Here is a 22,708-nt window from a genome sequence, read left to right on the forward strand (position 1 = left end):
GCGCCGATGGACCGATTTCATGAAATGCAGGTGTTTCTCGCGGTGGCCGAGGAGCAAGGCTTCGCTGCCGCGGCGCGGCGCCTGAAAACCTCACCGCCCAGCGTGACGCGGGCCATCGCCGCGATGGAGCAACGCATCGGCACTCAGTTGCTGGCGCGCACTACTCGCAGCCTGCACCTGACCGAAGCCGGCCAGCGTTATCTGGACGATTGCCGGCGCATCCTCGCCGAACTGGATGAGGCCGAAGAAGCGGCGGCGGGCAGTTATTCGATTCCATGTGGCCACTTGACGCTGACCGCGCCGGTGCTGTTTGGCGAATTGTATGTGGCGCCGGTGCTGGGCGATTACCTGGACCGTTTCCCCCAAGTGAGCATCAACGCCTTGCTGGTCGACCGCGTGGTGAACATGGTCGATGAAGGCGTGGACGTGGCCGTGCGCATCGGCCATCTGCAGGCGCCGGGGCAGCAGGCGATCAAGGTCGGCGAAGTGCGCCGCGTGGTGTGCGCGGCGCCCGGTTATCTCGACCAACACGGGCGGCCGTCGCGGCCCGAGCAATTGCGGCAAGCGAAAATCGTCACCTCGTCCTCCAGCCAGTTAGTCAGTGAGTGGCGGTTTGTCGATGGCGGCCAGCCACTGACCGTGCCCATCGAACCGCGTTTAGTGGTGACGGCCAACAATGCGGCGATCAACCTCGCGCGTCTGGGCTGGGGCGTGACGCGGGTGTTGTCTTATCAGGTCGCCGCGTCGGTGGCGGCGGGCGAGCTGGAGATTGTGCTTGAGGCGTTCGAGCCGGCACCGCTGCCGATCCAGGTGGTGTTCCAGCAGAGTGGCCGCGTACCGGCCAAGGTCCACACCTTCGTCGACTTCCTCACCCATCGCCTCGGGCAGGACGCGGCCCTGAACCCGTCGATGAAACGGCGCAGCTGATGGAGCGTTATCGCGACATGCAGCTGTTTGCGGCATTGGCCGGGCAACCGAGCCTGGCCTCGGCGGCGCGTGACGCGCACGTTTCCGGCCCAACCCTGGTGCGCGCGATTGCCCGCCTGGAGGCACGCCTGCGCGTAGCATTGCTGCAACGCAGTACGCGGGGTGTGTGCCTGACCGATGCCGGCAATGCCTACCTGATCGACTGCTTGCGCCTGCTGGCGGCTGTGGACGCTGCCGAAGCCTCGGCCAACGGCTTGCATGTGCAGCCCCAGGGCAACCTGCGGGTGTTTCTGCCGTGGCTGTTCAGCCGCTATGTGATGGCGCCGGTGTTGGCCGGTTACATGGACCGTTACCCCGACGTGCGCCTCGTCGCGCACTATCACGACTATTACCCGAACCTGCATGAAGAAGGGCTGGACGTGGCCGTTCTCGTCGGTGAACTGCCCAGTTCGTCATTGATTGCGCGACCGGTCGGGCAGGTGCGGCATAGGCTCTGCGCAAGCCCCGGCTACCTCGCCGCCCACGGTGAACCACAGCACCCGGACGACCTCAGACAGCACCACTTGATCGCCAGCGCCGATCAGGTGCACTGGGATTTTCAGCACAGCCACCTGAAAGCGCGCGCACGCCTCAGTTGCACCACGGTGCAAGGCGCGATCAATGCCGCGGTACAGGGCGCAGGAATCATTCGGTGCCAGAGCTACCCGGTTCACCAACACCTGCTGAGCGGCCAGTTATGCCGGGTGTTGCCCGCGTTTGAGCCGCCGCCGTTGCCGGTGCACGTGGTCTACCGTGAAGGCCGCCATGCGCCGATGCGCGTGCGCAGTTTTGTCGACCACTGTGTGGCGGCGCTGCGTGAACATCCGGCATTTCAGCTGGCGTAACAGTCGATTGCCAAACCTGGGCATTCTCTCGATGCGCGGCAGGGCATAGCCTCTACACATCCAACTTGAGGTGATCGCCATGAACCTGATCGAACAATCCCCGTGGCATGCCGGTGAACGGCAGATGCAGGAAAGTGCCGGTGTCGCCGAGCGCATGGCGGTGGTCGGGACCAAGGTGATTCGTGATCATTTGCCCGAGCAGCACCGGGATTTCTACCCGTTGCTGCCGTACCTGCTGCTCGGTGTGGTGGATACGCAGGGCATTCCCTGGGCGACCTTGCTGGAAGGCGCGCCGGGGTTTGCCCATTCGCCGGACCCGCAGACGTTGCAGATCGACAGCCTGCCGTCCAAAGCCGATCCGGCGCTGGCGGCCTTGCACCGCGGTGCGTCCGTGGGCCTGCTCGGCATCGACCTCAACACCCGCCGCCGCAACCGTATGAACGGCCGCATCGGCAGCCTGGATCACGAGGGGTTTTCGGTCGATGTGGTGCACACCTTCGGCAACTGCCCCAAGTACATTCAGCTGCGGCCCGTGGATGCAATCGCGCGCAAAGCTGGCACCCAGGCCGAACACTTGAACGGCCTGGACGAGGCTGCGCAAACCATGATTCGCAATGCCGATACCTTCTTCGTCGCCAGCTTCGTGGACGTGGCGGGCGAACGCTCGGTGGACGTTTCTCACCGTGGCGGCAACAGTGGGTTCGTACGTGTCGAGGCTAACGTGCTGACCATCCCGGACTTTGCCGGCAACCTGTTCTTCAACACCTTGGGCAACCTGTCGGCCAACCCGGTGGCGGGGTTGCTGTTTATCGATTTCGAGTCGGGTGACGTGCTGCAGATTGCCGGGCACACGTCGCTGATCCTCAGCGGCCCTGAAGTGGCCAGGTTTGAGGGTGCGCAGCGGTTGTGGACAGTGACCGTCGAGCACGTGGTACGCCGCCCGGCGGCGTTGGCGTTGCGCTGGCAGTTTGCCGAGTTTTCGCCGTTCAGCCTGGCGATGGGCAATTGGTAAAACAGATTAGTGGGCGTGCTGTTTCTGTGGCGGGCTGTCTAACCGTGGCGAGCAGGCTTGCCCTGCGTTGGGCTGCGAAGCAGCCCCAAAACCATTCAGCGCGCAGTACCTGACCCACCGCGTTCATCTTGATTGGGGGCGCTTCGCACCCCAACGCAGGGCAAGCCTGCTCGCCACAACAAGCTTGCTCGCCACAACAAGCCTGCTAACCACAACAAGCCAGCTCCCACATTTGGGTTTCATTACATACAGGTCAGCGCCTTGCCAGCACCGGCGCATTCTCCCAGGCCCCGCCCAGCGCCGTGTACAGATTCACCTCCGCCACCAACTGCGCCAGCCGATCGACAATCAGCGCTTGCTGCGAGCTGAACAGCGAGCGCTGTGCATCGAGGAACGTCAGGTTGCTGTCGACGCCGCTGCGATAGCGGTGTTGGGCCAAATCGTAATAGGCCTGGTTGGCCGCGACGAAATCCCGCTGCGCCTCAAGCTGCTCGTTGAAGGTCTGGCGGGCGGCCAGGCCGTCGGCGACTTCCTGGAAGGCGGTCTGGATCGACTTTTCATACTGCGCCACGCTGATGTCTTTTTGCAGTTTGGCGTAGTCCAGGCTCGCACGCAGGCTGCCGGCGTTGAAGATCGGCAGGTTGATCTGCGGCTGGAAGGTCCAGGTGCCCGAGCCGCCCTTGAACAATCCCGACAGCTCCTTGCTGGTGCTGCCGGCGTTGGCCGTGAGGGTGACCGACGGAAAGAACGCCGCACGGGCCGCGCCGATGTTGGCGTTGGCGGCCTGCAATTGGTATTCGGCCTGGAGGATATCCGGGCGACGCTGCAGCAGGTCCGACGGCAGGCCTGCGGGCACGCGCGCCACCAGGTCATCGGCGAGCGGGCGTGCCGGCAGGTTTTCATCCACTGGGCCGCCCACCAGCAGGGCGAGGTTGTTGAGGTCCTGGGCGACTTGGCGTTCATAGCGGGCCACGCTGGCGCGCGTGCTTTCCACCGCCGTGCGCGCTTGCACCACGTCCAGCGCCGAGGCTTTGCCCGCGCTTTTGCTGCGGCTGGTCAGTTGCCAGCTGTGGTCGTTGGCCACCAGGGTTTGCTGTGCCAGGGCCAGCAGTTCCTGGTCGGCGCGCCAGGTCAGGTAGGCATTGGCGACGTTGGCCACCAGACTCAATTGCGTACTGCGCCGGGCCTCTTCGGTGCTGAAATACGTCAGCAGCGCCTGTTCGCTGAGGCTGCGCACACGGCCGAACAAGTCCAGCTCATACGCGCTGAGCCCCAAGGTGGCAGAGTAGTTGGAGGTAATCGCAGACTTGCCGGTGCCGGTCACATCCCCCGGCAACTTCTGGCGTTTGCCGGCACCGCTGGCGGACACCGCCGGGAACAGGTCCGCACGCTGGATGCGGTATTGCGCCTGGAAGGCCTCGACGTTCAACGCGGCTACCCGCAAGTCGCGGTTATTCACCAGCGCATGGCCGATCAACTGCTGTAATGCCGGGTCGTGAAACAGTTGCTGCCAGTCGGGCGTCGCCGCCTCCGCACCGGCTTGCGCCAGGCGGTAGACGCCGTCTTGAGGGAACTGGGCCGGTACAGGCGCGGCGGGTCGTTGGTAGTCGGGGATCAGCGAACAACCGCTGAGTATCCACGCCATGCTGACGCCAGTGAACATGCATTTGTTCATCAGGCGCCAACCATCCATTTGGCCAAACCATGGCGGCCACTCACGCCCAACTTGGCGGCGGCGCGCTTGAGGTAGGTTTCAATCGAGCTGTTTTTCACGCTGAGTTTTTCCGCCATTTGCGGCACGGTGCCGCCGGTCAACAGGCCCAGGCAGACTTCCTGCTCACGCGCCGACAAGGTGATGTCGCTCAGGGACAGACGCTTGTAGAACTCGCGCTGCAACTGCGATTGCTCCAGTTGGCGGTGCACCGGCTCGGCCTCCGTGTGCGGCGCCTGGCGCAGCAACTGCGCGTGCCGCTCCATCAGCGGTAACAGAGTGTCCGACAGGCACTTGAGAAACGACAACTCGGCCAGGGAAAATCCCTGTTGCGTCGGCGGGCGGTAGAACGAAATCACGCAGCGGCGATTGCCCTGGCGCGACACCAGATTGCACTGGTGTGAGCTGCCCAGCGGGTGTGCGCTGTCAGCCTTGGCCTTCATCTGGATCAGCAGCGGGTCTTGCATGCGCAGCATTTGCCGCAGCAGCGGGTGGTCTTTCAGCGGGTGCAGGGTTTGCGGCGCAGACAGGTCCTTCTTCAGCCCGGCGCTGCCCAGCAGCTTGATCTCGCGCACGCTGTCGCGCGGTTCATCGAGGGTCCATTCACTGAGGTCCACGAGGTGGATAGGCACCCACTTGTCCACCAGATGCAACATGCTCGCAGCGAAATTCTGGTGGCCGCTGTTTGAAATCAACTCGCCCATTTCGGCGTAGAAATGCGGGCTTTTGGCAGTGCCAATACTACGGGTCAGACTCATAGCCATCTCATCCTTGATGTCGAAAACCGTCAACGGGCGCCCTGGGTCTGCGTGGGGCGGTCCGTGTTCCTTGAACGTAACTCGGCGTTCGAAAGGTCATTTAGCCATAGCGATTTATCCTACGTATGTAGCGGAAACGAGGGACACAACCTGCCATAAAAACCACGTCATTAATTCGACGTTTCTGACGGGGTATTCCGCCCACGAAACGCCGCCATGGATTTTTAGAATTTATTAAGTGATTGATAATCAAAAGAAAAATCAATTTTTTAAAAACTTTTATGCGTTATGGCAGCGGTCATCTATAGCCAATTTCCTACAGCCATTTAATCGTTTCAGCAATGAACCATCAGCCAAGCCCGTTTCCGTCCCGTCAGGTGTCCGGGTTTCGGGTGACAGACACGCCCGGACCCCCATGCTCAAATCCGGCAATTTCGGCGTATTGGGCCAGCGTGAGCGGCCAGTGCCTGACACCCATGAGAAGGATCTTATGAAGTATTCCTCAAGCTTGCCGGCCAGCTTCCCCCTCACCGCCGCTCAACAAGACATCTGGCTCGACCAGCTGCGCGTGGGCGATTCGCCGCTGTACAACATTGGCGGTTATGTCGATTTCGCCGGTGCCGTGGACCCCGACTTGATCCAGCGCGCCGTGGAGCGGTTGGTGGCCAAGCACGATGCGCTGCGTACCCAACTGCACACCGATGCCGAGGGCTTGGCGCGGCAAACCTTCGATACCGAATGGGTGGTGGAGGTGGTGCAGCACGACTTTTCCAGGTTGCCCGACCCGCAGGCCGCGACCCAGGCGTTGATGCAGGCGCAAATGGCGCAGCCTTACGCCATGACCGGCGAGCCGCTGTTCAGGTTTTTCCTGGTCAAGCTCGATGACGATCACTACCGCCTCGGCACCCAGGCCCACCACCTGATCCTCGACGGCTGGGGTTTTGGCCAGATGCTGCAATCGTTGGCGCGCCTCTACACTGACCTGCAACACGGCCGACAATCCGAGCCGCAGGCGCCTTCCTATATCGACTTTATCGACACCGACCAGCGCTACCAGCATTCGGCACGTTACGCCCGCGACCGCACCTACTGGCTGGACAAATACCAGCAGCTACCCGAGCCATTGCTGACGCCTCGCCACAACGCGCAGGCGCCGAGCAACACCCTCGTGCAGGCGTTCCCGGTGGCGTTGCTCAACCGCATGGAGCAAGTCGCCAACCGTTATCAGGCCTCGGCCTTCCATGTATTGCTGGCCGCGATGTATGTGTATTTCACCCGCACCAGCCAGCGTGACGAGTGGGTGGTGGGGCTGCCGATTCTTAACCGTTCCAACGCGCGTTTTCGCGCCACTGTGGGCTTGTTCACCCAGGTCAGCGCGGTGCGTTTTCAGTTCAGCGAGCAGCTGTCGTTCAGCGCCTTGGTGCGCGGCGTGCGTGACCAGCTCAAGCAGGATTTCCGCCACCAGCGTTTCCCCCTGAGCGAGATGAACCGCGAATTGGGCCTGCGCCGCACCGGTCGCGGGCAGTTGTTCGACCTGTCGGTGTCCTATGAGCAGGATGACCATGACCTGCGTTACGGCCAGGTGCAGGCGCGGGCGATCAAGGTGTCCAACCACCATGAGCCGCTGCCGATTGCCATCCACCTGCGCAGCAACCGTTACCAGGACACCGCGTGCCTGCATTGCGTCTACAACGAAGCGTACTTTCAACACGACGAAGTGCAGGCGTTGGCGCAGCGCTTCACCTGGCTACTGGAACAGGGCCTGGAAAATACCGCGCTGGCAGTCGGTGAATTCTCGCTGGTCACACCTTCCGAACAGGCCCAACTGCAGCAGTGGAATGCCACCGCGCAGCCGACTGCCACACTGCAAACCCTGCATGGGCGTATCGAGGCACAGGCCGCGCGCACACCGGATGCCGTGGCGGCGGTGCACCAGGGCCGGCAACTGACCTACGCCCAGCTCGATCAACAGGCCAATGCCTTGGCCCTGCAGCTGTTGGAACACGGCGTACAGCCGGATGACCGGGTGGCAATTGTGGCCCGGCGTGGCCTGGAGACCTTGGTGGGGCTGTTGGCGATTCTCAAGTCCGGCGGCTGCTATGTGCCGGTAGACCCGGCCCATCCTGCCGAACGGCTGCATTACCTGTTGCACGACAGTGCGCCGGTGGCGGTGTTGACCCAGCAGGATTTATTCCACCGTTTGCCCGCGCTGGACGTGCCGCTGATTCGGCTCGACCAGCCGACCATTCACCACGCTGGCAGCCCGCGCGTGGCGGTCACGCCGTCGAACCTGGCTTATGTGATCTACACCTCCGGCTCCACAGGGTTGCCCAAGGGCGTGATGGTCGAACACCACAGCGTGTCGAACCTGGTGGACTGGCACTGCCAGGCCTTCAACCTGCACGCGGGCAGCCACACCGCCAGCGTGGCGGGGTTCGGTTTTGATGCGATGGCCTGGGAAGTCTGGCCTGCGCTGTGTGTGGGCGCGACACTGCACTTGCCACCGGCCCACGACGGCCCGGAAGACATTGACGCGTTGCTGGGCTGGTGGCGCGCGCAGCCGTTGGACGTGTGCTTCCTGCCGACCCCGGTGGCCGAGTACGCCTTCAGCCAGCGCCTGGAACACCCGACGTTGCGCACCTTGCTGATCGGCGGCGACCGCCTGCGCGCCTTCAGCCGCGCGCAAACATTTGACGTCATCAACAACTACGGCCCCACCGAAGCCACGGTGGTCGCGACTTCCGGGCGGGTCAAGGTCGGCGCGCCGCTGCACATCGGCGCGCCGATCGCCAATGCCACGGTCTACTTGCTGGATCAACAACAACGCCGGGTGCCCATCGGTGTGGCGGGGGAGTTGTACGTCGGTGGCAAGGGCGTGGCGCGCGGTTACCTGAATCGCCCCGACCTGAGCGCCGAACGTTTCCTTGATGATCCTTTCAGCCAGGGGCGCATGTACCGCACCGGCGACCTGGCGCGCCTGTTGCCCAACGGCAATCTTGAATACCTGGGCCGCAACGACGACCAGGTGAAAATCCGTGGTGTGCGCATCGAACTGGGTGAGATCGAGTCCGCGCTGGCCAGCCATCCGGCGGTCAAAGAGGCCGTGGTGCAGTTTCGCGAAGGGCAGTTACTCGCCTGGTTTATCGAGCAGCACAGTGTCGACATCGAAACCCTGCGCGCCCACCTGCAAGCCTCGTTGCCGGATTACATGCTGCCGGTGGCCTATGTGAGGCTGGACGTGATGCCCCTCACCGCCAACGGCAAACTCGACCGCAAGGCCCTGCCTGAACCCACCCATCAGGCCTTCGTCACGCGCCTGTTCGAGGCGCCATGTGAGGGCGTGGAAACCACCCTGGCGCAGATCTGGACCGAGCTGCTGCACGTGCAGCCAATCGGCCGGCACGATCATTTTTTCGAACTGGGCGGGCATTCGCTGCTGGCCGTGCAACTGGTGCAACGCATGCGCCAGGCCGGGTTGCGTGCCGACGTGCAGGTGTTGTTCAGTCAGCCGACCCTGGCGGCGTTGGCGGCAGCGAGCGTCGGCAGCGACGTGCAGGTACCGGCCAATCGCATCCCGGCCGATTGCACGCAGATCAGCCCGGATATGCTCGCGCTGGCCGAGCTCGATCAACCCAGCCTTGAGCGCATCGTCGCGGGCATCCCCGGCGGGGCGGCCAATGTGCAGGAAATCTACCCGCTGGCGCCGTTGCAGGAAGGCTTGCTGTACCACCACATCACCGATGAACGTGATCCGTACCAGCAATTTGCGATGTTCAGTTTTGCCAGCCGCGAGCAGGTGGATGCGTTTGCCCTGGCGCTGCAACAGGTGATCAACCGCCACGATATCCTGCGCACCAGCCTGGTGTGGGATGCGCTTGAGCAACCGATGCAAGTGGTGTGGCGCCAAGCGCAGTTGCGGCTTGAGCCACTGCGCGAACCGTCTGCACCGCTGGACTTGCGCCAGGCGCCGTTGATGGCCCTGGACTACGCCGAAGAGCCGCACAACCGGCGCTGGGTCGCTCGCTTGCGCTTTCATCATTTGGTCAACGACGCCACCTCGACCACAGTGCTGGTGGACGAGATCCGCGCCCATCTGCTCGGCCAACAGGCGCAACTGCCGGTGCCGGTGCCGTATCGCAACGTGGTCGCACAGAGCCGTTCGCCGCAGCGTCTGGCGGCCCATGAAGCCTTCTTCCGTGAGCGCCTGGCGGATGTCGACGAGCCAACCCTGGCGTTCGGTTTACAGGAACGCCAGGCGGATCGGGCTGAAATCGAAGCCTTCGACCAGCCGCTCAGCGACGCGCTCAACCAACGCCTGCGGGCGCAGGCGCGTGCCCTTGGGGTCAGCGCGGCGAGCCTGTTTCACCTGGCCTGGGCGCAGGTGCTCAGCCGCGTCGCGGGCCGCGATGACGTGGTATTCGGCACCGTGCTGCTCGGCCGTTTGCAGGCCGGCGAGGGCGCCGATCGTGCGTTGGGCATGTTCATCAACACCTTGCCGCTGCGCCTGCGCCTGGCCGGGCAAACCGTGCTCGCTGCACTCAATGACACCCACGCCCAACTCAGCGCCTTGCTCGCCCATGAACAGGCCTCGCTCGCCTTGGCGCAGCGTTGCAGCGGTGCGTCGCCGCTGTTCAACAGCCTGCTCAACTACCGTCACACCAGCGCCGACACCGACGTTAACCTGGTGCCGGGCATCGCCTTGCTCAGCAGTGAAGACATTCTCAGCTACCCGCTGATGCTCACGGTGGACGACGTGGCCAGCGGTTTTCGGCTCAAGGCCAAGGCGCCACGCAAGGTCGGCGCGCAGCGCCTGTTGAGCTACCTCGACACGGCCCTGCATGGCCTGGCGCATGCCCTTGAGCACGCACCGGGCACGCCATTGCGCGACGTGCAGGTGCTGCCTGCCAGCGAATTGCAACGCGTGTTGGTGGACTTCAATGCCACCGCCACCGACTACCCCGACACCCTTACCGTACAGGCCTTGTTCGAAGCCCATGCGCGGCATATTCCGCATGCCATCGCGGTGCAAGCGGGCGAGCGGCAACTGACGTATCGCGAACTCAACGAGCGTGCCAACCAGTTGGCCTTCCACCTGCGCGAGCGCGGCGTGCAGCCGGATTCGCGGGTGGCGCTGTGCGTCGAACGCGGGTTGGACCTGGTGGTGGGGTTGCTGGCGATTCTCAAGGCGGGCGGTGCCTATGTGCCGCTCGACCCAGGCTACCCGCGCGAGCGTCTGGCCTACATGCTCAACGACAGCCAGCCGGTGGCGCTGCTGGTGCACGCCGCCACGCGCGACCTGCCGGGCGATGTGTCGATGCCGGTGATCGATTTTGACCACAATGCCTGGAGCCAGGCGCCTGTCGGCAATCCTTCGGTGCCCGGTTTGAGCATGGCCAACCTGGCCTACGTGATGTACACCTCCGGGTCCACCGGCACGCCCAAAGGCGTGATGATCGAACATCGCGGCCTGGGCAATCTCATGCACTGGGGCTCACAGCTGTGTCCGAATGCCGAAGGCGGCGCGTTGTTGCAACGCGCGCCGTTCAGCTTCGATGGCTCGGTGTGGGAGCTGTTCTGGCCGCTGGCCAACGGCATGCGCCTGGTACTCGCACGGCCTGACGGGCACCGTGAACCGGCGTATCTGGCGCAGGTGATTCGCGAGCAGCAGATCACCGTGATCAAGTTCGTACCGGCGATGTTGCAGCAGTTCCTCGAACTGGAAGCGTCAGCCTTGTGCACCAGCCTCACCGACGTGCTCTGCGGCGGCGGCGAACTCACCGAAGCCCTGGCCCGTGGCGTGCGGGCGCGTTTGCCCAAGGTGCGCGTGCATAACGTCTACGGCCCCACCGAAGCCACGGTCGACAGCAGCGCCTGGACCCTGGAACCCGGTGAACCGGTGCCGACCCTGCAACTGCCGATTGGTCGGGCAATCAACAACACGCGCCTGTATGTGCTGGATGAACACGACGCGCCGGTGCCGTTCGGCGTCAGCGGGCAGTTGCATATTGGCGGTGTGGGCGTGGCCCGTGGGTATTTGGGCCTGGAGCAGATGACCGCCGAACGGTTTATCGACAGCCCGTTTGTGGCCGGTGACCGGCTGTATCGCACCGGCGACCTGGTGCGCTACCTGCCCGATGGCAATCTGGAGTTCCTGGGGCGCAATGACTTCCAGGTCAAGCTGCGTGGCGTGCGCCTGGAGCTGGGCGAAATTGAATCACGCCTGGCGGCGCACCCGGCCTTGCGTGAAGTGGCGGTGCTGATTCGTGATGAGCGTTTGGTCGCGTACTTCACCCTGCGCGGGCCAGCGCCGGGCCTGGACGCCTTGCGCGCCCACGTGCTGGAGCAATTGCCGGAGTACATGGTGCCGGCGGCCTTTGTGCAGCTTGACGTCTTGCCGCTCAACCCTGCCGGCAAGCTGGACCGCAAGGCACTGCCAGAGCCTGGGTTGGAGTCGGTGGTCAGCCGTGCTTATGAAGCGCCGGTGGGGGAGGTGGAAACCTTGATGTCGGGGATTTGGGCCGAGGTGTTGAAGCTGGAGCGGGTGGGGCGCCACGACCATTTCTTCGAGCTGGGCGGGCATTCGTTGCTGGCGGTGAATGTGGTGGCGCGCATGCGCAAGGCTGGGTTGGAGGTGGATGCGCGAACCTTGTTCAGCCAGCCGACCCTGGCGCAACTTGCGGCGTGTACCGCGACACAGGTGCAGCGTGTGGAAGTGCCCCAGACCGCCATTCCCCAACTTAACCGCCGCCGGCGAATTTGAAGCCTGGAGATGGCGAATGTGGGAGCTGGCAAGCCAGCTCCCACATTTGAGTGGGTACAGTTTCAATCAACAGGTCGGCTATCAGGCCGCTGTCTTCGCAGGTTTCAGGCATTCGATGGAACGATCCACCGTGGTCTTGGCAACCTCCAGCAAATGCCACACCGCCAGAATTTTCTCCCGCTGCGGGCTGGCCAGCAGCTCACCACAATCGAGCGCCGTGGCCGAAGCACTGTGCAGCAAGCTGGCGGTATAGAGCAGCGCGTCTTCGAAGCTCAGGTCTTCGATTTGAGCACCTTGGGTGGGCAGGTAATGGTCGATGGCGCGGTTGAAGGCGGCGCGGTCTTTGGCGGGATTGGGTGGGGGATTGGGCGTAACTTTTTTCATTGAGTAGCTCCTGATTAAGTCAGAAGCCGGCCCGGTCGCGACTAAACGAATGGGTGGCGGCTGTACGCAGGTTAGTCGACCGGCTAATCAGGAGAATCCGGCGCACCCGAAGGCGCCCTGCGCACAGCCACCATAAAACCTAATGGAGGACGATGCGCCTGATTAAGAATCCGGGCGACTAAACCCGATCACTGATGAGCAGTGACGGACCGCAGACTAGCCACCGATTCCAGCAGGCACAAGGCGGCAGGGATTGTCTAGGAAACGTCCTGCAATTAAAAGGGACACAGCTTGCTGGCCCTTTACAAACCATGACCAAATGCCATGACCGTCATGATGCACGATGGTGAATGACTAACGGCACATAAGGAACATTCCGTCAGAGACAGGCACGAGCATCGTACAGCCAGCGGAACCACTTTCCTGCCATAACCCAATAGGAGACACGGCGTACCTGTTCGGGCGCCCTTCAACAGTTATTCAGCAGGTGCCTATGTCCTTCCCCATTGGTTTTCAACCTCATCGTATTTTCCCGGATGCTCATAAAAACAGCCAAGCCACTGAGCAAAAACCAACATTCACCCGTGATGGGAACCCCGTTCGTACGGTGTCTACCCACTCGCCAATGCCGCCGGCATTGCGAGGTGAAATGAACACGTCGCACCTGCCTGCGCGCGGAGAAACCAGGCCTGCGGATGATCGACGTTCCGCATCGCAGATCTCCGACAACAACCCCATCTTGAGCATAGGAATACTCGAGGAGAATTGGGGCAGGGGAGCGCTGGGTCACGCGCGCTGGGAAGCCTTGATCGATGGCCTGAAGCAACAGGTGGGTGACTTTACCCCTGCCAATACAGACCCTGAAGCGCGTGATGAAGCCATGTTTCGCTTGGCGCGCGTGGTTAACTACATTGATCACGATCCGGGCGTTGAAAGGGTCAGGCACCATCCTGTTGGGGATGGTTTTTTGGACGCGATCGGCTCTGACGATTCTTCTTCCGAGGTGGGCCGCCTGGAGGCGTTCAGTCAGCAGGGTTATTCCGCGCTGGAGGAGGTTTTCAACGGTCGAGTGCGGGGCGACTACCGTACAGTCGAAGAAATTACAGCTGGCCCATTGTTCAAGGGGCTTCACGCGGCCCTGAGTGATAAAGAACTGATCGCTTTCAAGGCGAAAATAGGTGGAGATTGGGAAAGCCCCGAGTTCCCCGCAGACCGCAGAGCTGAACTTGCTGCTAATGCAGAGCGAGTCCTGCAAATCATTGACAGAAAAGGTGGCAAAGAATCGACCGCCGATAACGGCAAGATAGATGGCCTGAGAGAACGGGCTTCCTTACTTCCTGATCTGTTTCAACCAGACTCCCTTTACACGCTGCCGGGCTCTGAAGCGCGCCGGTTGGTACAGTTCGCCAATAATGGTTTTTCCGCTTTGCACCAACAATGATAGCGCGCTACGGGCGGTGGCTTTGACAGCCACCGTTGGGCATTGCGATGACTTCTACATGCTCAGCCAGCAGCGTTTCAACCGCTTCACAGATGCGCAGGGCTTTATTCACGCGACAAGCCTGCCAAGCGTTTAAAGCAGGCGCTGTCAGGTGCTTTCATTTACCCGATGGCACGAACGCCACGCTGCCGCTCGTACGCTTCTGGAACATCCGCTCGCCATTGTCCGGCTGCGTGGTGATCACCTTGTGATCCGCACCCAGATAGGCCAGCGGCGTAGGGTCTTCCTTGGAATACTGCGCGACGATAATGGTGTGCTGCGGGTCGAAGCCCTGGCCGCTGGTTTTCTGTAGCCAGGCCATCAGCGCGGCGCTGTCGCCCTGGCGGGGGTAGTCCTGGGTTTCGCTCACGTAGTAGAACGGCTTGCCGCCATTTTGCAGGTACATGGGCAGCTTGTTGTCGACTTCCACCAGCACCATTTGCCACTGGTTCCACGGCGCACTTTTGACGGCTTCGGCTTGCACGTCTTTAGCGAAGCGGGTCACGCCGCCGTTGCCGGTGGTCCAGGGGTAGATCACACCGAGTACCAGCAGCAACGTGCCCGCGGTAAGGCCGAAACCTTTTTGCCAACGTGGCCAACTGGCCGGTTTTTGCTGCAGGCGCTCACTCAGCCACCAAGCGGCCAACAATTGCGCAAACGGCACCAGCGGCAACACGTAATAACTGCGACGGCTGCCACTGGCGGTGAAGAACACAAACAGCAGGCCCAGGCCCCACACCAGCCAGCGTACGTTGGGTGGCGTTTGGCGCCAGTGACGCAGCGCCAACCACAAGCCGAGCAGCCAGCACGGCGCCCAGGGCAGGGTGTAGGCGGGCAGGTAGATCAGGTAGGTGTAGATCGGCCCCATGTGGTCGAAGGGGTCGAAAAAGCGCACGACGTTTTCCTTGAACACCAGTTCAAGCCCGCTCTCGCCGTAAGTGGGTGCGCCATACAGGTGGGAGAGCACGAAGGGGATCGAATAGAACGCCGCCGCAATCAGCATCGCCGCCAACAGGCGCAGGTTGAGGTGGCGCTTGTAGCGGTGTTCCCTGAGCAGGTGCGGCAACAGCACCAGGCCGGGCAACACGAAGCCGATCAAGCCTTTGAACAATGAGGTGGCCGCCAACAGCAGGAAAAATACCGTGTAGCGCCCCAGCCGGGTGTCATCCGGGCCGCGCCAATACCACCACACCGCCGCCAGCACGCCACACACGGTCAGCACGTCGGCGGTGGCCACGCGCGCCCAGAACAGAAAGTAGAAGGTGGTGGCCAGCATCCAGCCGGCAATCAGCCCGGTGCCTTTGCGAAACAGGCGCTCGCCGATCAGGTACACCAGCCAGATGCTCAGCCACGCCGCAATCACCGACGACAGGCGCAGCGACCACGGGCCGAGCCCGCCCAGCAGGTTGGCGAAGCCGGTGATCAGCCAGTAGGAGGGCAGGGGTTTGTCGTAGTAGGGCGCGCCCTTCAGATAGGGGTCGAAGTAGTCACCGCTCTGCAACATCTGCAAGGCGATGTTGGCCCAGCGGGTTTCCGGCCCCCACAAGTCGCGACTGCCCAGGCCCAGCAGCAGGAGTAACGCCGAGACGCCCAGCAGCAACAACAGGGCGCCGCGTTCGGTTTTCCACACGCTCATGGGCGGTTCTCACGGCAGGCGTAACGTTAAGGAAGTTGCGGGTAGATGATCAGTAGCAGGGCGCCCTTGCGATAGCGCTTGCCTCCCGGTGGCAGTTGCCCTTCTTCGCGGTGCTCGCTGGTACTTCTGACGCGCATCAGCACACCGACCGAGCCTTGCTGGCGTGCATCGGCGAGCCACGCCTGGACGCTGTCCAGATCGACCTTGCGGTGTATCGAGTCGGCATACTTGAGGCCATAGCGCAGTTCGCCCTCGGTGTCGTAAAACGCCACTTCAGGGCGGCGCAGGCGCCAGGACAAGGCGGATGCCGAGCCCAACTCATTGCTGATCAGAGCATGGGTTTGTTGCAATTCATCCATGTGTTCAAGCACGAACTGATCGGGCATTTCGGTATCGGTGATCATCTCCGGCATGCCGGCCGGCAACAGCGCCACCAGCAAACCAATGCCCAGGGCCGGCATTGCCCACAATGTCAGCGGGCGAACCGCTTGCAGCAGGTTGGCCAGGATCCAGAACAACAGCACGATAAAGGCCAGCGACAGGCTGAACATCTCGGCGTGGCTGTGCCCGTACATCGGGTTGCTGACTTGCAGGTAGATCAGCCCCACCATCGCCACCAGGCCGATCACGGCGTTGACCAGGCCGTTGATGAGGATCGCGCGCGGCTTGCCGTGTTTGATCAGCTCGACCAGCGCATGGCCCATCAGCAACGCCAATGGCAGCAGGCACGGCATGATGTAGGTGGGCAGCTTGCCGTTGCTCAGGCTGAAAAAAACCAGGGGCAACAGCAGCCATAGGGCCAGGAACACAATCGGCGGTTGGCCTTTGTCTTTCCAGGCCTTGAGTACGGTACTGGGCAGCAGCGCGGCCCACGGCAGGCACGCCACCACCATGATCGGCAGGAAGAACCACCAGGCCCGCGCGTGCTGGGCATTGTCGGAGGAGAAGCGGCGGATATGCTCGTGCCAGAAGAAGAACCGCCAGTAGTCCGGTTCCTGCAGATGAATCGCCCACACCCATGGCAGGCAAAGCAGCAGCGCCACGCCAATCGCCAGCGGGCCGTAGCGCAGCAATTCGCCCAGGCGGCGCTGCCAGAGCATGTACGGCACGGCGATCAGCACCGGCAACAGCCAGGCCAGAAAACCCTTGGTCATAAAGCCCATGGCGCAAGCCACGCCCAGAACGGCCCAGGCGCCCAGGCGGCCACGTGGTGTGCGGCTGTCCAGCGCAAACCACAGCGCGACCAGGCTGAGGTTGACCCACAAGGTGAACTGCGGATCGAGGTTGGAGTAACCCGCTTGCCCGGCCACCAGCCCGAAGCTCATGTAGAGCAGGGCACAGGCGAAGCTCTTGCGTGGGTCGTTCCACAGGCGGCGTGCTATCAGGTAGGCCAACACCACGCTCAGGCCGCTGGTCAGGGCCGAGGCGATGCGTACGCCGAACAGGTTTTCACCAAACACCGCCTGGCCAAGGGCAATCAGCCAATAGCCGGCGGCGGGTTTTTCGAAATAGCGCACACCCATGAAGTGCGGTGCAACCCAGTTGCCGCTCAGGAGCATTTCCTGGCTGATCTGGGCGTAGCGGGTCTCATCCGGGATCCACAAACCGTGCAGGCCCATGGGCAATAGGTAAAACACGGCGAAGGCGAGTAGCAGCAGTGGCAGGGGTTTCAATCGGGTCATGAAAACGTCGCTCCTTGACGTTTAGTGGTTGAGTAGTGGTGTAAGCAAGTAGGAGTTATAAGAATCACAACGTTCACTAAGTCGATGAAAGTATTCATGACATCCAAAAATAGCGGGTGCAACGAAACATGCCAGAACAGGCCTGTCGTATTCCTGAACATGCGCCGTGATAGATGTAAAAAATTGTTAGAGCTTTTTCACAACCGCGGCCCAGGCCTGGCTGTTCATGAGGCCCAGTGTTTCGAACTTGCCGTTGGCTTTAACCCGGATGAACAGAGCGCTGCCGTATTCGGGGAACGCTGCACGGGGGAAGCCCAGGGTGGATTCGAAGTCGGCGATGCAACCACTGTGGGTGACAAAGACCAGGTTGCGCCCAGGCTGTTTGTGGCTGAGCAGTTCGTCGCCCATGGCCTTGCCGCAGATGGCCTGTTGGCCGGAGGTCAGCTCGGCTTTACCGAACATGAATTGCAAGGTTTGGGCGGTGCGAAGGGCGGGGCTGGCGAGCGCATCGCTGCCGTCCATGCCGAGTTTCAAGAAGGCTTTGCCCAGTTCTTGTGCGCGTTGGGTGCCGACGGTCGTCAGGCCTTCTGGCCCGGCGAAGCAAGGGTTCGCCGAGCGATCGCAGCGCTCTTCATGGCGTACCAGCACGATCAAATCACCATCGCGCCAGCTGGGTAGAACCTGCGATGTCAGCAAGCGATTGCCGATGCCCAGGTCACGTGGCGATGACGGCCACAGCAGGAAACCGGTGAGCAGCAAGGCGATGATGGCAAGGCCTGCGCCCCACTTTCGCAACCGCTTGATAGAGGCCCGGCGCGAGCGCGGTTTGGTCAGGGTAAGGTCAACCACATCATTCACCATGGGCACTGTCGGAGCAGTGTTTTATTCAAGTAGGCGCAATGCATTGACGAATGCCCGTCGTGGAGTAGGAGACTGTCACAGGGCTGCTGTCTTTTCGCTGAACACGTTGCGGTTAGAAAGTTGCCGTGCAGGGCAACTAACAAGTTGTTGATGACCTGCACTTGGCGGGCAATTTAGAGGGGCGGCAGTGGGCAGCCAGTGAAATCCATGTGAAAAATTTGCATGGGCGCGACACTGAGCCGTTATTCTCGTTTGCAGTCCTTCAAGCGAGCGTTCTTATGTTGCAGGTGCAAGCGGTATTTAAAAGCTACGCCACTGTGCAGGGCCCTTTGGCAGTGCTGGCAGGCGTCGACTTGCATCTGGGTGAGCGCAGCAGCCTGGCGCTGATGGGCGAGTCGGGCAGCGGCAAAAGTACCTTGCTGCACCTGGTAGCCGGGCTGGATCGCGTGGACGGTGGCAGCATCCAGGTCGCTGAGCAGCGCCTGGATCAGTTGAGCGAGGCGCAACTGGCGCACTGGCGGCGGACTGAAATCGGCCTGGTATTCCAGCAGTTCAACCTGATCGGCAGCTTGCGCGTCGACGACAACCTGGCCTTCCAGGCGCGTCTGGCGGGGCGCTATGACCCGCAGTGGCAGGCGCAGTTGGTCGAGCGCCTGGGGCTGGGCGACTTGCTCAAGCGCTATCCCGAACAGCTGTCCGGTGGCCAGCAACAGCGGGTCGCAGTGGGGCGTGCATTGGCGTCGCGTCCCGGTTTGTTGCTGGCGGATGAACCCACCGGCAATCTCGACGAAGCCACCAGCGATGAAGTCCTGCAACTGCTGCTGGACCTGCTGCGCGACAGCCCCACCAGCCTGTTGATGGTCACCCACAGCCCGCGCATTGCCGCACGCCTCGACCAGCAGGTGGTGTTGCATCGCGGGCGTGTCGTGCCTGCGGATGCACGCTGAGATGGCAGTGTTTTATTGGGCGTTGCGCGCGTTGCTGAGCCATTGGCGGCGGCACCCGGTGCAGTTTTTCAGTGTGCTCACGGGCCTGTGGTTGGCCACCGCACTGTTGACCGGCGTGCAGGCGCTTAACAGTCAGGCGCGGGACAGTTACGCGCGCGCCAGCCAATTGATCGGCGGTGAGCCGCAGGCCAGCCTGAGTGCGCCGGACGGCGCGAGCTTTCCCCAGGCCGTGTTTGCCGAGTTGCGCCGCGCCGGTTGGCCGGTGTCGCCGGTGGTGCAGGGGCGGTTGCTGCTCAAGGGGCACGAAGACCAACGCCTGCAGTTGATGGGCATCGACCCGCTGTCATTGCCCGGTGGTGGCGCGGTGGCGGGGCAGCGGTTGAGCCAGGCGCAGATGGTCGCGTTTTTCAACCCGCCGGGGCGTACCTGGATCGCAGCGCAAACCTTGTCGGCCCTGGGGCTGCGCGAAGGCGAGCAACCGCTGACCGCCAGCGGCCAAGCCTTGCCGCCGTTGCAGGTTCAGCAGGACATGGCCCCCGGCGTGTTGCTCACCGATATCGGCTTTGCGCAACCCTTGCTCGACATGCCCGGGCGCCTGTCACGCCTGCTGCTGGACAAGGCCTTCGCCGCCACGCATCCCACGCCACCCGCCGCGCTGCAACTCAAGCAGGGCGAGGACAATAACCTCGCGCGCCTCACCGAAAGTTTTCACTTGAACCTCGATGCCCTGGGTTTTCTGTCGTTTGTGGTGGGGCTGTTTATCGTCCACGCCGCTATCGGCCTGGCGCTGGAGCAACGCCGTGGGCTGCTGCGTACATTGCGTGCGTGCGGGGTCAGTGCGCGCATGCTGATTCTCAGCCTGGGTGTGGAGCTGGGTGTGTTGTCGTTGCTCGGCGGCGTGCTTGGCGTGGCCAGCGGTTACCTGCTGGCCAGCCTGCTGCTGCCGGATGTGGCCGCCAGTTTGCGTGGCCTGTATGGCGCCGAGGTGCCGGGCCAATTGAGCCTCAGCCCGTGGTGGTGGATGGCCGGGTTGGGCTTGAGCCTGTTGGGCGCGCTGCTCGCGGGTGGCAGCAGCCTGTGGCGGGCGGCGCGCTTGCCGTTGCTGGCGCTGGCGAACGCCCAGGCCTGGCACGACGCGCACGGGCGCTGGTTGCGGCGCCAGGGTTGGGTGGCGGCGACTGCGCTGCTGATCGCCTTGCTGGCACTGTGGCTGGGCGACAGCCTGGCCGCCGGTTTTGTGCTGATGGCCGCCTTGCTGCTGGGCGCGGCCCTTGGCTTGCCGGTGGTGCTTAACGGCCTGTTGACGGCCGTGCTCGGGCGCAGCCGTTCGGTGCTGGGCCAGTGGTTCCTGGCCGACTGCCGCCAGCAGTTGCCGGCGTTGAGCCTGGCGTTGATGGCGTTGCTGTTGGCGTTGGCGGCGAATATCGGCGCGGGCTCGATGACCTCGGGCTTTCGCCAGACGTTCAACAACTGGCTGGAACAGCGCCTGACGGCCGAGCTGTACCTCAACCCGCAAACCCCGGCCCAGGCCGAGCAACTCACGACCTGGTTGGCGCAGCAGCCCTTGGTGCAAACCGTGCTGCCGACCTGGCAGGTCGCCGTGCAATTGCAGGGCTGGCCGGCGGATGTCTTCGGTGTGGTCGACGACCCCACCTATCGCCAGCATTGGCCGTTGCTGACGGCGGCGAGCGCGCCGTGGGACCAGTTGCAGCAAGACGACACGGTGATGCTCAGCGAGCAATTGGCGCGCCGCTTGAACGTGCAGCTGGGCGATGCGCTGGCTATCCCGACCCCGAAGAGTATGTGGTCGCCCAAGGTGGTGGGGATTTACGCCGACTATGGCAACCCCAAGGGCCATCTGCTGGTCAATTCGCAGCACCTGCTGGCGCACTGGCCGGCGCTGACACCGGCCCGCTTCAACCTGCGGGTGCTGCCGCAGAATGTACAGCCGCTGGTGCAAGAGGTGCAGCGCGTGTTTGCGCTGGAAGACAGCCGCATCGTCGATCAGCAGCAGCTCAAAGGCTGGTCGAGCCAGGTGTTCGAGCGCACCTTCGCCGCCACGGCCGCGTTGAACAGCCTCACCCTTGGCGTCGCCGGCGTGGCGCTGTTTATCAGCCTGCTGACCCAGAGCCAAAGCCGCCTGGGCCAACTCGCGCCGCTGTGGGCGCTGGGGGTGACGCGACGGCAACTGATGTTGCTCAACCTCGGCCAGACCTGGCTGCTGGCGGTGCTCACCCTGGTGCTGGCGTTGCCGCTGGGCCTGCTGTTGGCGTGGTGCCTGGACGCGGTCATCAACGTGCAGGCCTTCGGCTGGCGCCTGCCGTTGCAGGTGTTCCCGTGGCAACTCGCGCAATTGTTGGGGTTGGCACTGTTGGCCACGCTGCTGGCTTCGGCCTGGCCGCTGTGGCAGCTGTACCGCAGTCGCCCGGCGGATTTGCTGAGGACTTTTGCCAATGAAGATTAAAGCCCTGTTGTGCGCGGTCTTGTTGCTGCTGACGGCATGCGACAAAGCGCCCACGCCGCCGGAAAGTTTCGCCGGCCTGGGCAGCGCTGCGGCGGACTTTGCCCAGGTGGTGCCCGGCAAAGTCTTCAGCTTTCCCGAGGACCACGGCCCCCATGACGGTTTTCGCATCGAGTGGTGGTACGTCACCGCCAACCTCAGGGACGCACAAGGCAATGTGTTCGGCGTGCAATGGACGTTGTTTCGCAATGCCTTGAAGGCGGGGCCGACGCAACCCGGCTGGCATGACTCAACCATTTGGCTCGGCCACGCCGCCGTGACCTCCGCCACCCGCCATTACGCCGCTGAACGCTATGCCCGTGGCGGCGTTGGTCAGGCTGGCGCCCAGGCGCTGCCGTTCAATGCGTGGATCGACGACTGGAATTTCGCCACCCGCCCCGGCGCATCAAGCCCGTTGGCCGACATGCAACTCAAGGCCGGTGGTGCGCAATTCGCCTACGACTTGCACCTGACCTCCAGCCGCCCGCTGGTGCTGCAAGGCGACAACGGCTACAGCCGCAAGTCTGATCAGGGCCAGGCGTCCTACTACTACAGCCAGCCGTTTTTTACCGCGACCGGCAGCGTCAGCATCGACGGCAACACCTATCAGGTCAGCGGCCCGGCCTGGCTTGACCGCGAATGGAGCAGCCAACCGCTGGCGGCCAGCCAGACCGGTTGGGACTGGTTCTCGCTGCACCTGGACCGTGGCGAGCAACTGATGCTGTTTCGCGTTCGGCAAACAGACGGCGCGGGCTATCTCACCGGCACGTGGATCGATCAACAAGGCCACACGCAGACCTTGCACAACGCCGATATCCAGCTCACACCCGTGGCCACCACTGACATCGACGGGCGCAGTATTCCTACACGCTGGTCGCTGAAAATTCCTGGTAAACAGTTGGATATCACCACACAGGCCGTCAACCCGAAGGCGTGGATGAACCTGAGCATTCCCTACTGGGAAGGGCCGGTGCAGTTTGATGGTGGGGTGGGTTATCTGGAGATGACCGGGTATTGACGCGCCTTTTTTGTAGGCGCTTGAGCGGTTGACCTATTTTCCGAGGGGCAAATTTTTTCAAAAAATACTGTACATACATACAGTCTTATTCTACATTCCATCCCAGGTGACCGGATGTCACCGATCACCTGAGCTTCAATTTTTTAAC

At 62.7% G+C, this 22,708-nt stretch carries 14 protein-coding genes and 1 pseudogene; 9 read left to right on the plus strand and 6 right to left on the minus strand.

Translation table 11 applies throughout. The features are described 5' to 3' along the window. The first annotated feature begins 6 nt into the window (after positions 1-6). The 3 genes from L8I05_RS03695 to L8I05_RS03705 all read left to right on the plus strand — a co-directional run bounded on the left by L8I05_RS03695 (position 7) and on the right by L8I05_RS03705 (position 2,823). On the plus strand, positions 7-927 hold the full coding sequence (locus L8I05_RS03695) for a LysR family transcriptional regulator (RefSeq protein WP_242167238.1): 921 nt from the start codon (positions 7-9) through the stop codon (positions 925-927). Beyond that, entirely contained in the window at positions 927-1,811 is an 885-nt protein-coding gene (locus L8I05_RS03700; protein WP_242167239.1) for a LysR family transcriptional regulator, read from the plus strand. Before L8I05_RS03695 ends, L8I05_RS03700 begins: the two co-directional genes overlap by 1 nt. A gap of 79 nt (positions 1,812-1,890) precedes the next feature. Continuing rightward, positions 1,891-2,823: a pyridoxamine 5'-phosphate oxidase family protein gene (locus tag L8I05_RS03705; RefSeq protein ID WP_242167240.1), complete on the plus strand. Its 933-nt coding sequence runs from the start codon at positions 1,891-1,893 to the stop codon at positions 2,821-2,823. A 253-nt stretch (positions 2,824-3,076) separates the two neighbouring features. Here the strand turns inward: L8I05_RS03705 and adeC are convergent, their stop codons facing one another. Continuing rightward, positions 3,077-4,498, minus strand: a complete 1,422-nt coding sequence (gene adeC, locus L8I05_RS03710) for an AdeC/AdeK/OprM family multidrug efflux complex outer membrane factor (RefSeq protein ID WP_242167473.1) — start codon at positions 4,496-4,498, stop codon at positions 3,077-3,079. After that, positions 4,498-5,292, minus strand: coding sequence for a helix-turn-helix transcriptional regulator (locus tag L8I05_RS03715; RefSeq protein ID WP_242167241.1), 795 nt, complete (start codon positions 5,290-5,292; stop codon positions 4,498-4,500). The genes adeC and L8I05_RS03715 overlap by 1 nt, the downstream gene beginning before the upstream one ends. Positions 5,293-5,782: 490 nt before the next feature. On the opposite strand from L8I05_RS03715, the gene L8I05_RS03720 reads away from it, so the two are divergent. After that, positions 5,783-12,052: a non-ribosomal peptide synthetase gene (locus L8I05_RS03720; RefSeq protein WP_242167242.1), complete on the plus strand. Its 6,270-nt coding sequence runs from the start codon at positions 5,783-5,785 to the stop codon at positions 12,050-12,052. An 81-nt stretch (positions 12,053-12,133) separates the two neighbouring features. Here the strand turns inward: L8I05_RS03720 and L8I05_RS03725 are convergent, their stop codons facing one another. Next, positions 12,134-12,436 (minus strand): hypothetical protein, encoded by a 303-nt coding sequence (locus L8I05_RS03725; protein WP_242167243.1) that lies wholly within the window; start codon positions 12,434-12,436, stop codon positions 12,134-12,136. Positions 12,437-12,929: 493 nt separating this feature from the next. Here L8I05_RS03725 and L8I05_RS03730 point away from each other — a divergent pair, with 493 nt between their 5' ends. Together L8I05_RS03730 and L8I05_RS03735 are read left to right on the plus strand one after the other, a co-directional pair. Beyond that, complete coding sequence (locus tag L8I05_RS03730) at positions 12,930-13,877, plus strand: hypothetical protein (RefSeq protein ID WP_242167244.1); 948 nt, start codon at positions 12,930-12,932, stop codon at positions 13,875-13,877. A gap of 34 nt (positions 13,878-13,911) precedes the next feature. Beyond that, positions 13,912-14,013: pseudogene (locus tag L8I05_RS03735) on the plus strand (ABC transporter ATP-binding protein); the annotation flags it as partial. Between the two features lie 21 nt (positions 14,014-14,034). On the opposite strand, the gene L8I05_RS03740 reads toward L8I05_RS03735, so the two are convergent. The 3 genes from L8I05_RS03740 to L8I05_RS03750 form a co-directional block, all read right to left on the minus strand. After that, positions 14,035-15,552, minus strand: a complete 1,518-nt coding sequence (locus L8I05_RS03740) for a glycosyltransferase family 39 protein (RefSeq protein WP_242167245.1) — start codon at positions 15,550-15,552, stop codon at positions 14,035-14,037. Positions 15,553-15,578: 26 nt separating this feature from the next. Next, positions 15,579-17,234 carry a lipid IV(A) 4-amino-4-deoxy-L-arabinosyltransferase gene (gene arnT, locus L8I05_RS03745; RefSeq protein ID WP_242167246.1) on the minus strand — a complete coding sequence of 552 codons (1,656 nt, stop codon included), beginning with the start codon at positions 17,232-17,234 and terminating at the stop codon, positions 15,579-15,581. 186 nt (positions 17,235-17,420) lie between these two features. Next, the gene (locus tag L8I05_RS03750; protein WP_242167247.1) at positions 17,421-18,095 is read right to left on the minus strand and encodes a histidine phosphatase family protein; all 675 of its coding nucleotides are present in this window, start codon (positions 18,093-18,095) and stop codon (positions 17,421-17,423) included. A 278-nt stretch (positions 18,096-18,373) separates the two neighbouring features. Between L8I05_RS03750 and L8I05_RS03755 the strand changes: the two genes are divergently transcribed. The 3 genes from L8I05_RS03755 to L8I05_RS03765 are packed head-to-tail and all read left to right on the plus strand — an operon-like array spanning position 18,374 to position 22,560. Continuing rightward, complete coding sequence (locus L8I05_RS03755; RefSeq protein WP_242167248.1) at positions 18,374-19,042, plus strand: ABC transporter ATP-binding protein; 669 nt, start codon at positions 18,374-18,376, stop codon at positions 19,040-19,042. A gap of 1 nt (position 19,043) precedes the next feature. After that, complete coding sequence (locus tag L8I05_RS03760) at positions 19,044-21,506, plus strand: FtsX-like permease family protein (RefSeq protein ID WP_242167249.1); 2,463 nt, start codon at positions 19,044-19,046, stop codon at positions 21,504-21,506. After that, positions 21,496-22,560, plus strand: a complete 1,065-nt coding sequence (locus L8I05_RS03765; RefSeq protein WP_242167250.1) for a lipocalin-like domain-containing protein — start codon at positions 21,496-21,498, stop codon at positions 22,558-22,560. The genes L8I05_RS03760 and L8I05_RS03765 overlap by 11 nt, the downstream gene beginning before the upstream one ends. Positions 22,561-22,708 lie beyond the last annotated feature (148 nt).

The organism is Pseudomonas sp. MONT-RG-20F-20-E-7-02 (genome assembly GCF_022662395.1).
Classification (GTDB): Bacteria; Pseudomonadota; Gammaproteobacteria; order Pseudomonadales; family Pseudomonadaceae; genus Aquipseudomonas.

What these genes read in the sequence shown, in the direction of transcription:
- L8I05_RS03750 (WP_242167247.1), bottom strand. Translation starts at nt 18,095, where the DNA reads ATGGTGAATGATGTGGTTGACCTTACCCTGACCAAACCGCGCTCGCGC.
- L8I05_RS03705 (WP_242167240.1), top strand. Translation starts at nt 1,891, where the DNA reads ATGAACCTGATCGAACAATCCCCGTGGCATGCCGGTGAACGGCAGATG.
- L8I05_RS03720 (WP_242167242.1), top strand. Translation starts at nt 5,783, where the DNA reads ATGAAGTATTCCTCAAGCTTGCCGGCCAGCTTCCCCCTCACCGCCGCT.
- L8I05_RS03760 (WP_242167249.1), top strand. Translation starts at nt 19,044, where the DNA reads ATGGCAGTGTTTTATTGGGCGTTGCGCGCGTTGCTGAGCCATTGGCGG.
- L8I05_RS03725 (WP_242167243.1), bottom strand. Translation starts at nt 12,436, where the DNA reads ATGAAAAAAGTTACGCCCAATCCCCCACCCAATCCCGCCAAAGACCGC.
- L8I05_RS03755 (WP_242167248.1), top strand. Translation starts at nt 18,374, where the DNA reads ATGTTGCAGGTGCAAGCGGTATTTAAAAGCTACGCCACTGTGCAGGGC.
- L8I05_RS03695 (WP_242167238.1), top strand. Translation starts at nt 7, where the DNA reads ATGGACCGATTTCATGAAATGCAGGTGTTTCTCGCGGTGGCCGAGGAG.
- arnT (WP_242167246.1), bottom strand. Translation starts at nt 17,234, where the DNA reads ATGACCCGATTGAAACCCCTGCCACTGCTGCTACTCGCCTTCGCCGTG.
- L8I05_RS03740 (WP_242167245.1), bottom strand. Translation starts at nt 15,552, where the DNA reads ATGAGCGTGTGGAAAACCGAACGCGGCGCCCTGTTGTTGCTGCTGGGC.
- L8I05_RS03715 (WP_242167241.1), bottom strand. Translation starts at nt 5,292, where the DNA reads ATGAGTCTGACCCGTAGTATTGGCACTGCCAAAAGCCCGCATTTCTAC.
- L8I05_RS03700 (WP_242167239.1), top strand. Translation starts at nt 927, where the DNA reads ATGGAGCGTTATCGCGACATGCAGCTGTTTGCGGCATTGGCCGGGCAA.
- adeC (WP_242167473.1), bottom strand. Translation starts at nt 4,498, where the DNA reads ATGAACAAATGCATGTTCACTGGCGTCAGCATGGCGTGGATACTCAGC.
- L8I05_RS03730 (WP_242167244.1), top strand. Translation starts at nt 12,930, where the DNA reads ATGTCCTTCCCCATTGGTTTTCAACCTCATCGTATTTTCCCGGATGCT.
- L8I05_RS03765 (WP_242167250.1), top strand. Translation starts at nt 21,496, where the DNA reads ATGAAGATTAAAGCCCTGTTGTGCGCGGTCTTGTTGCTGCTGACGGCA.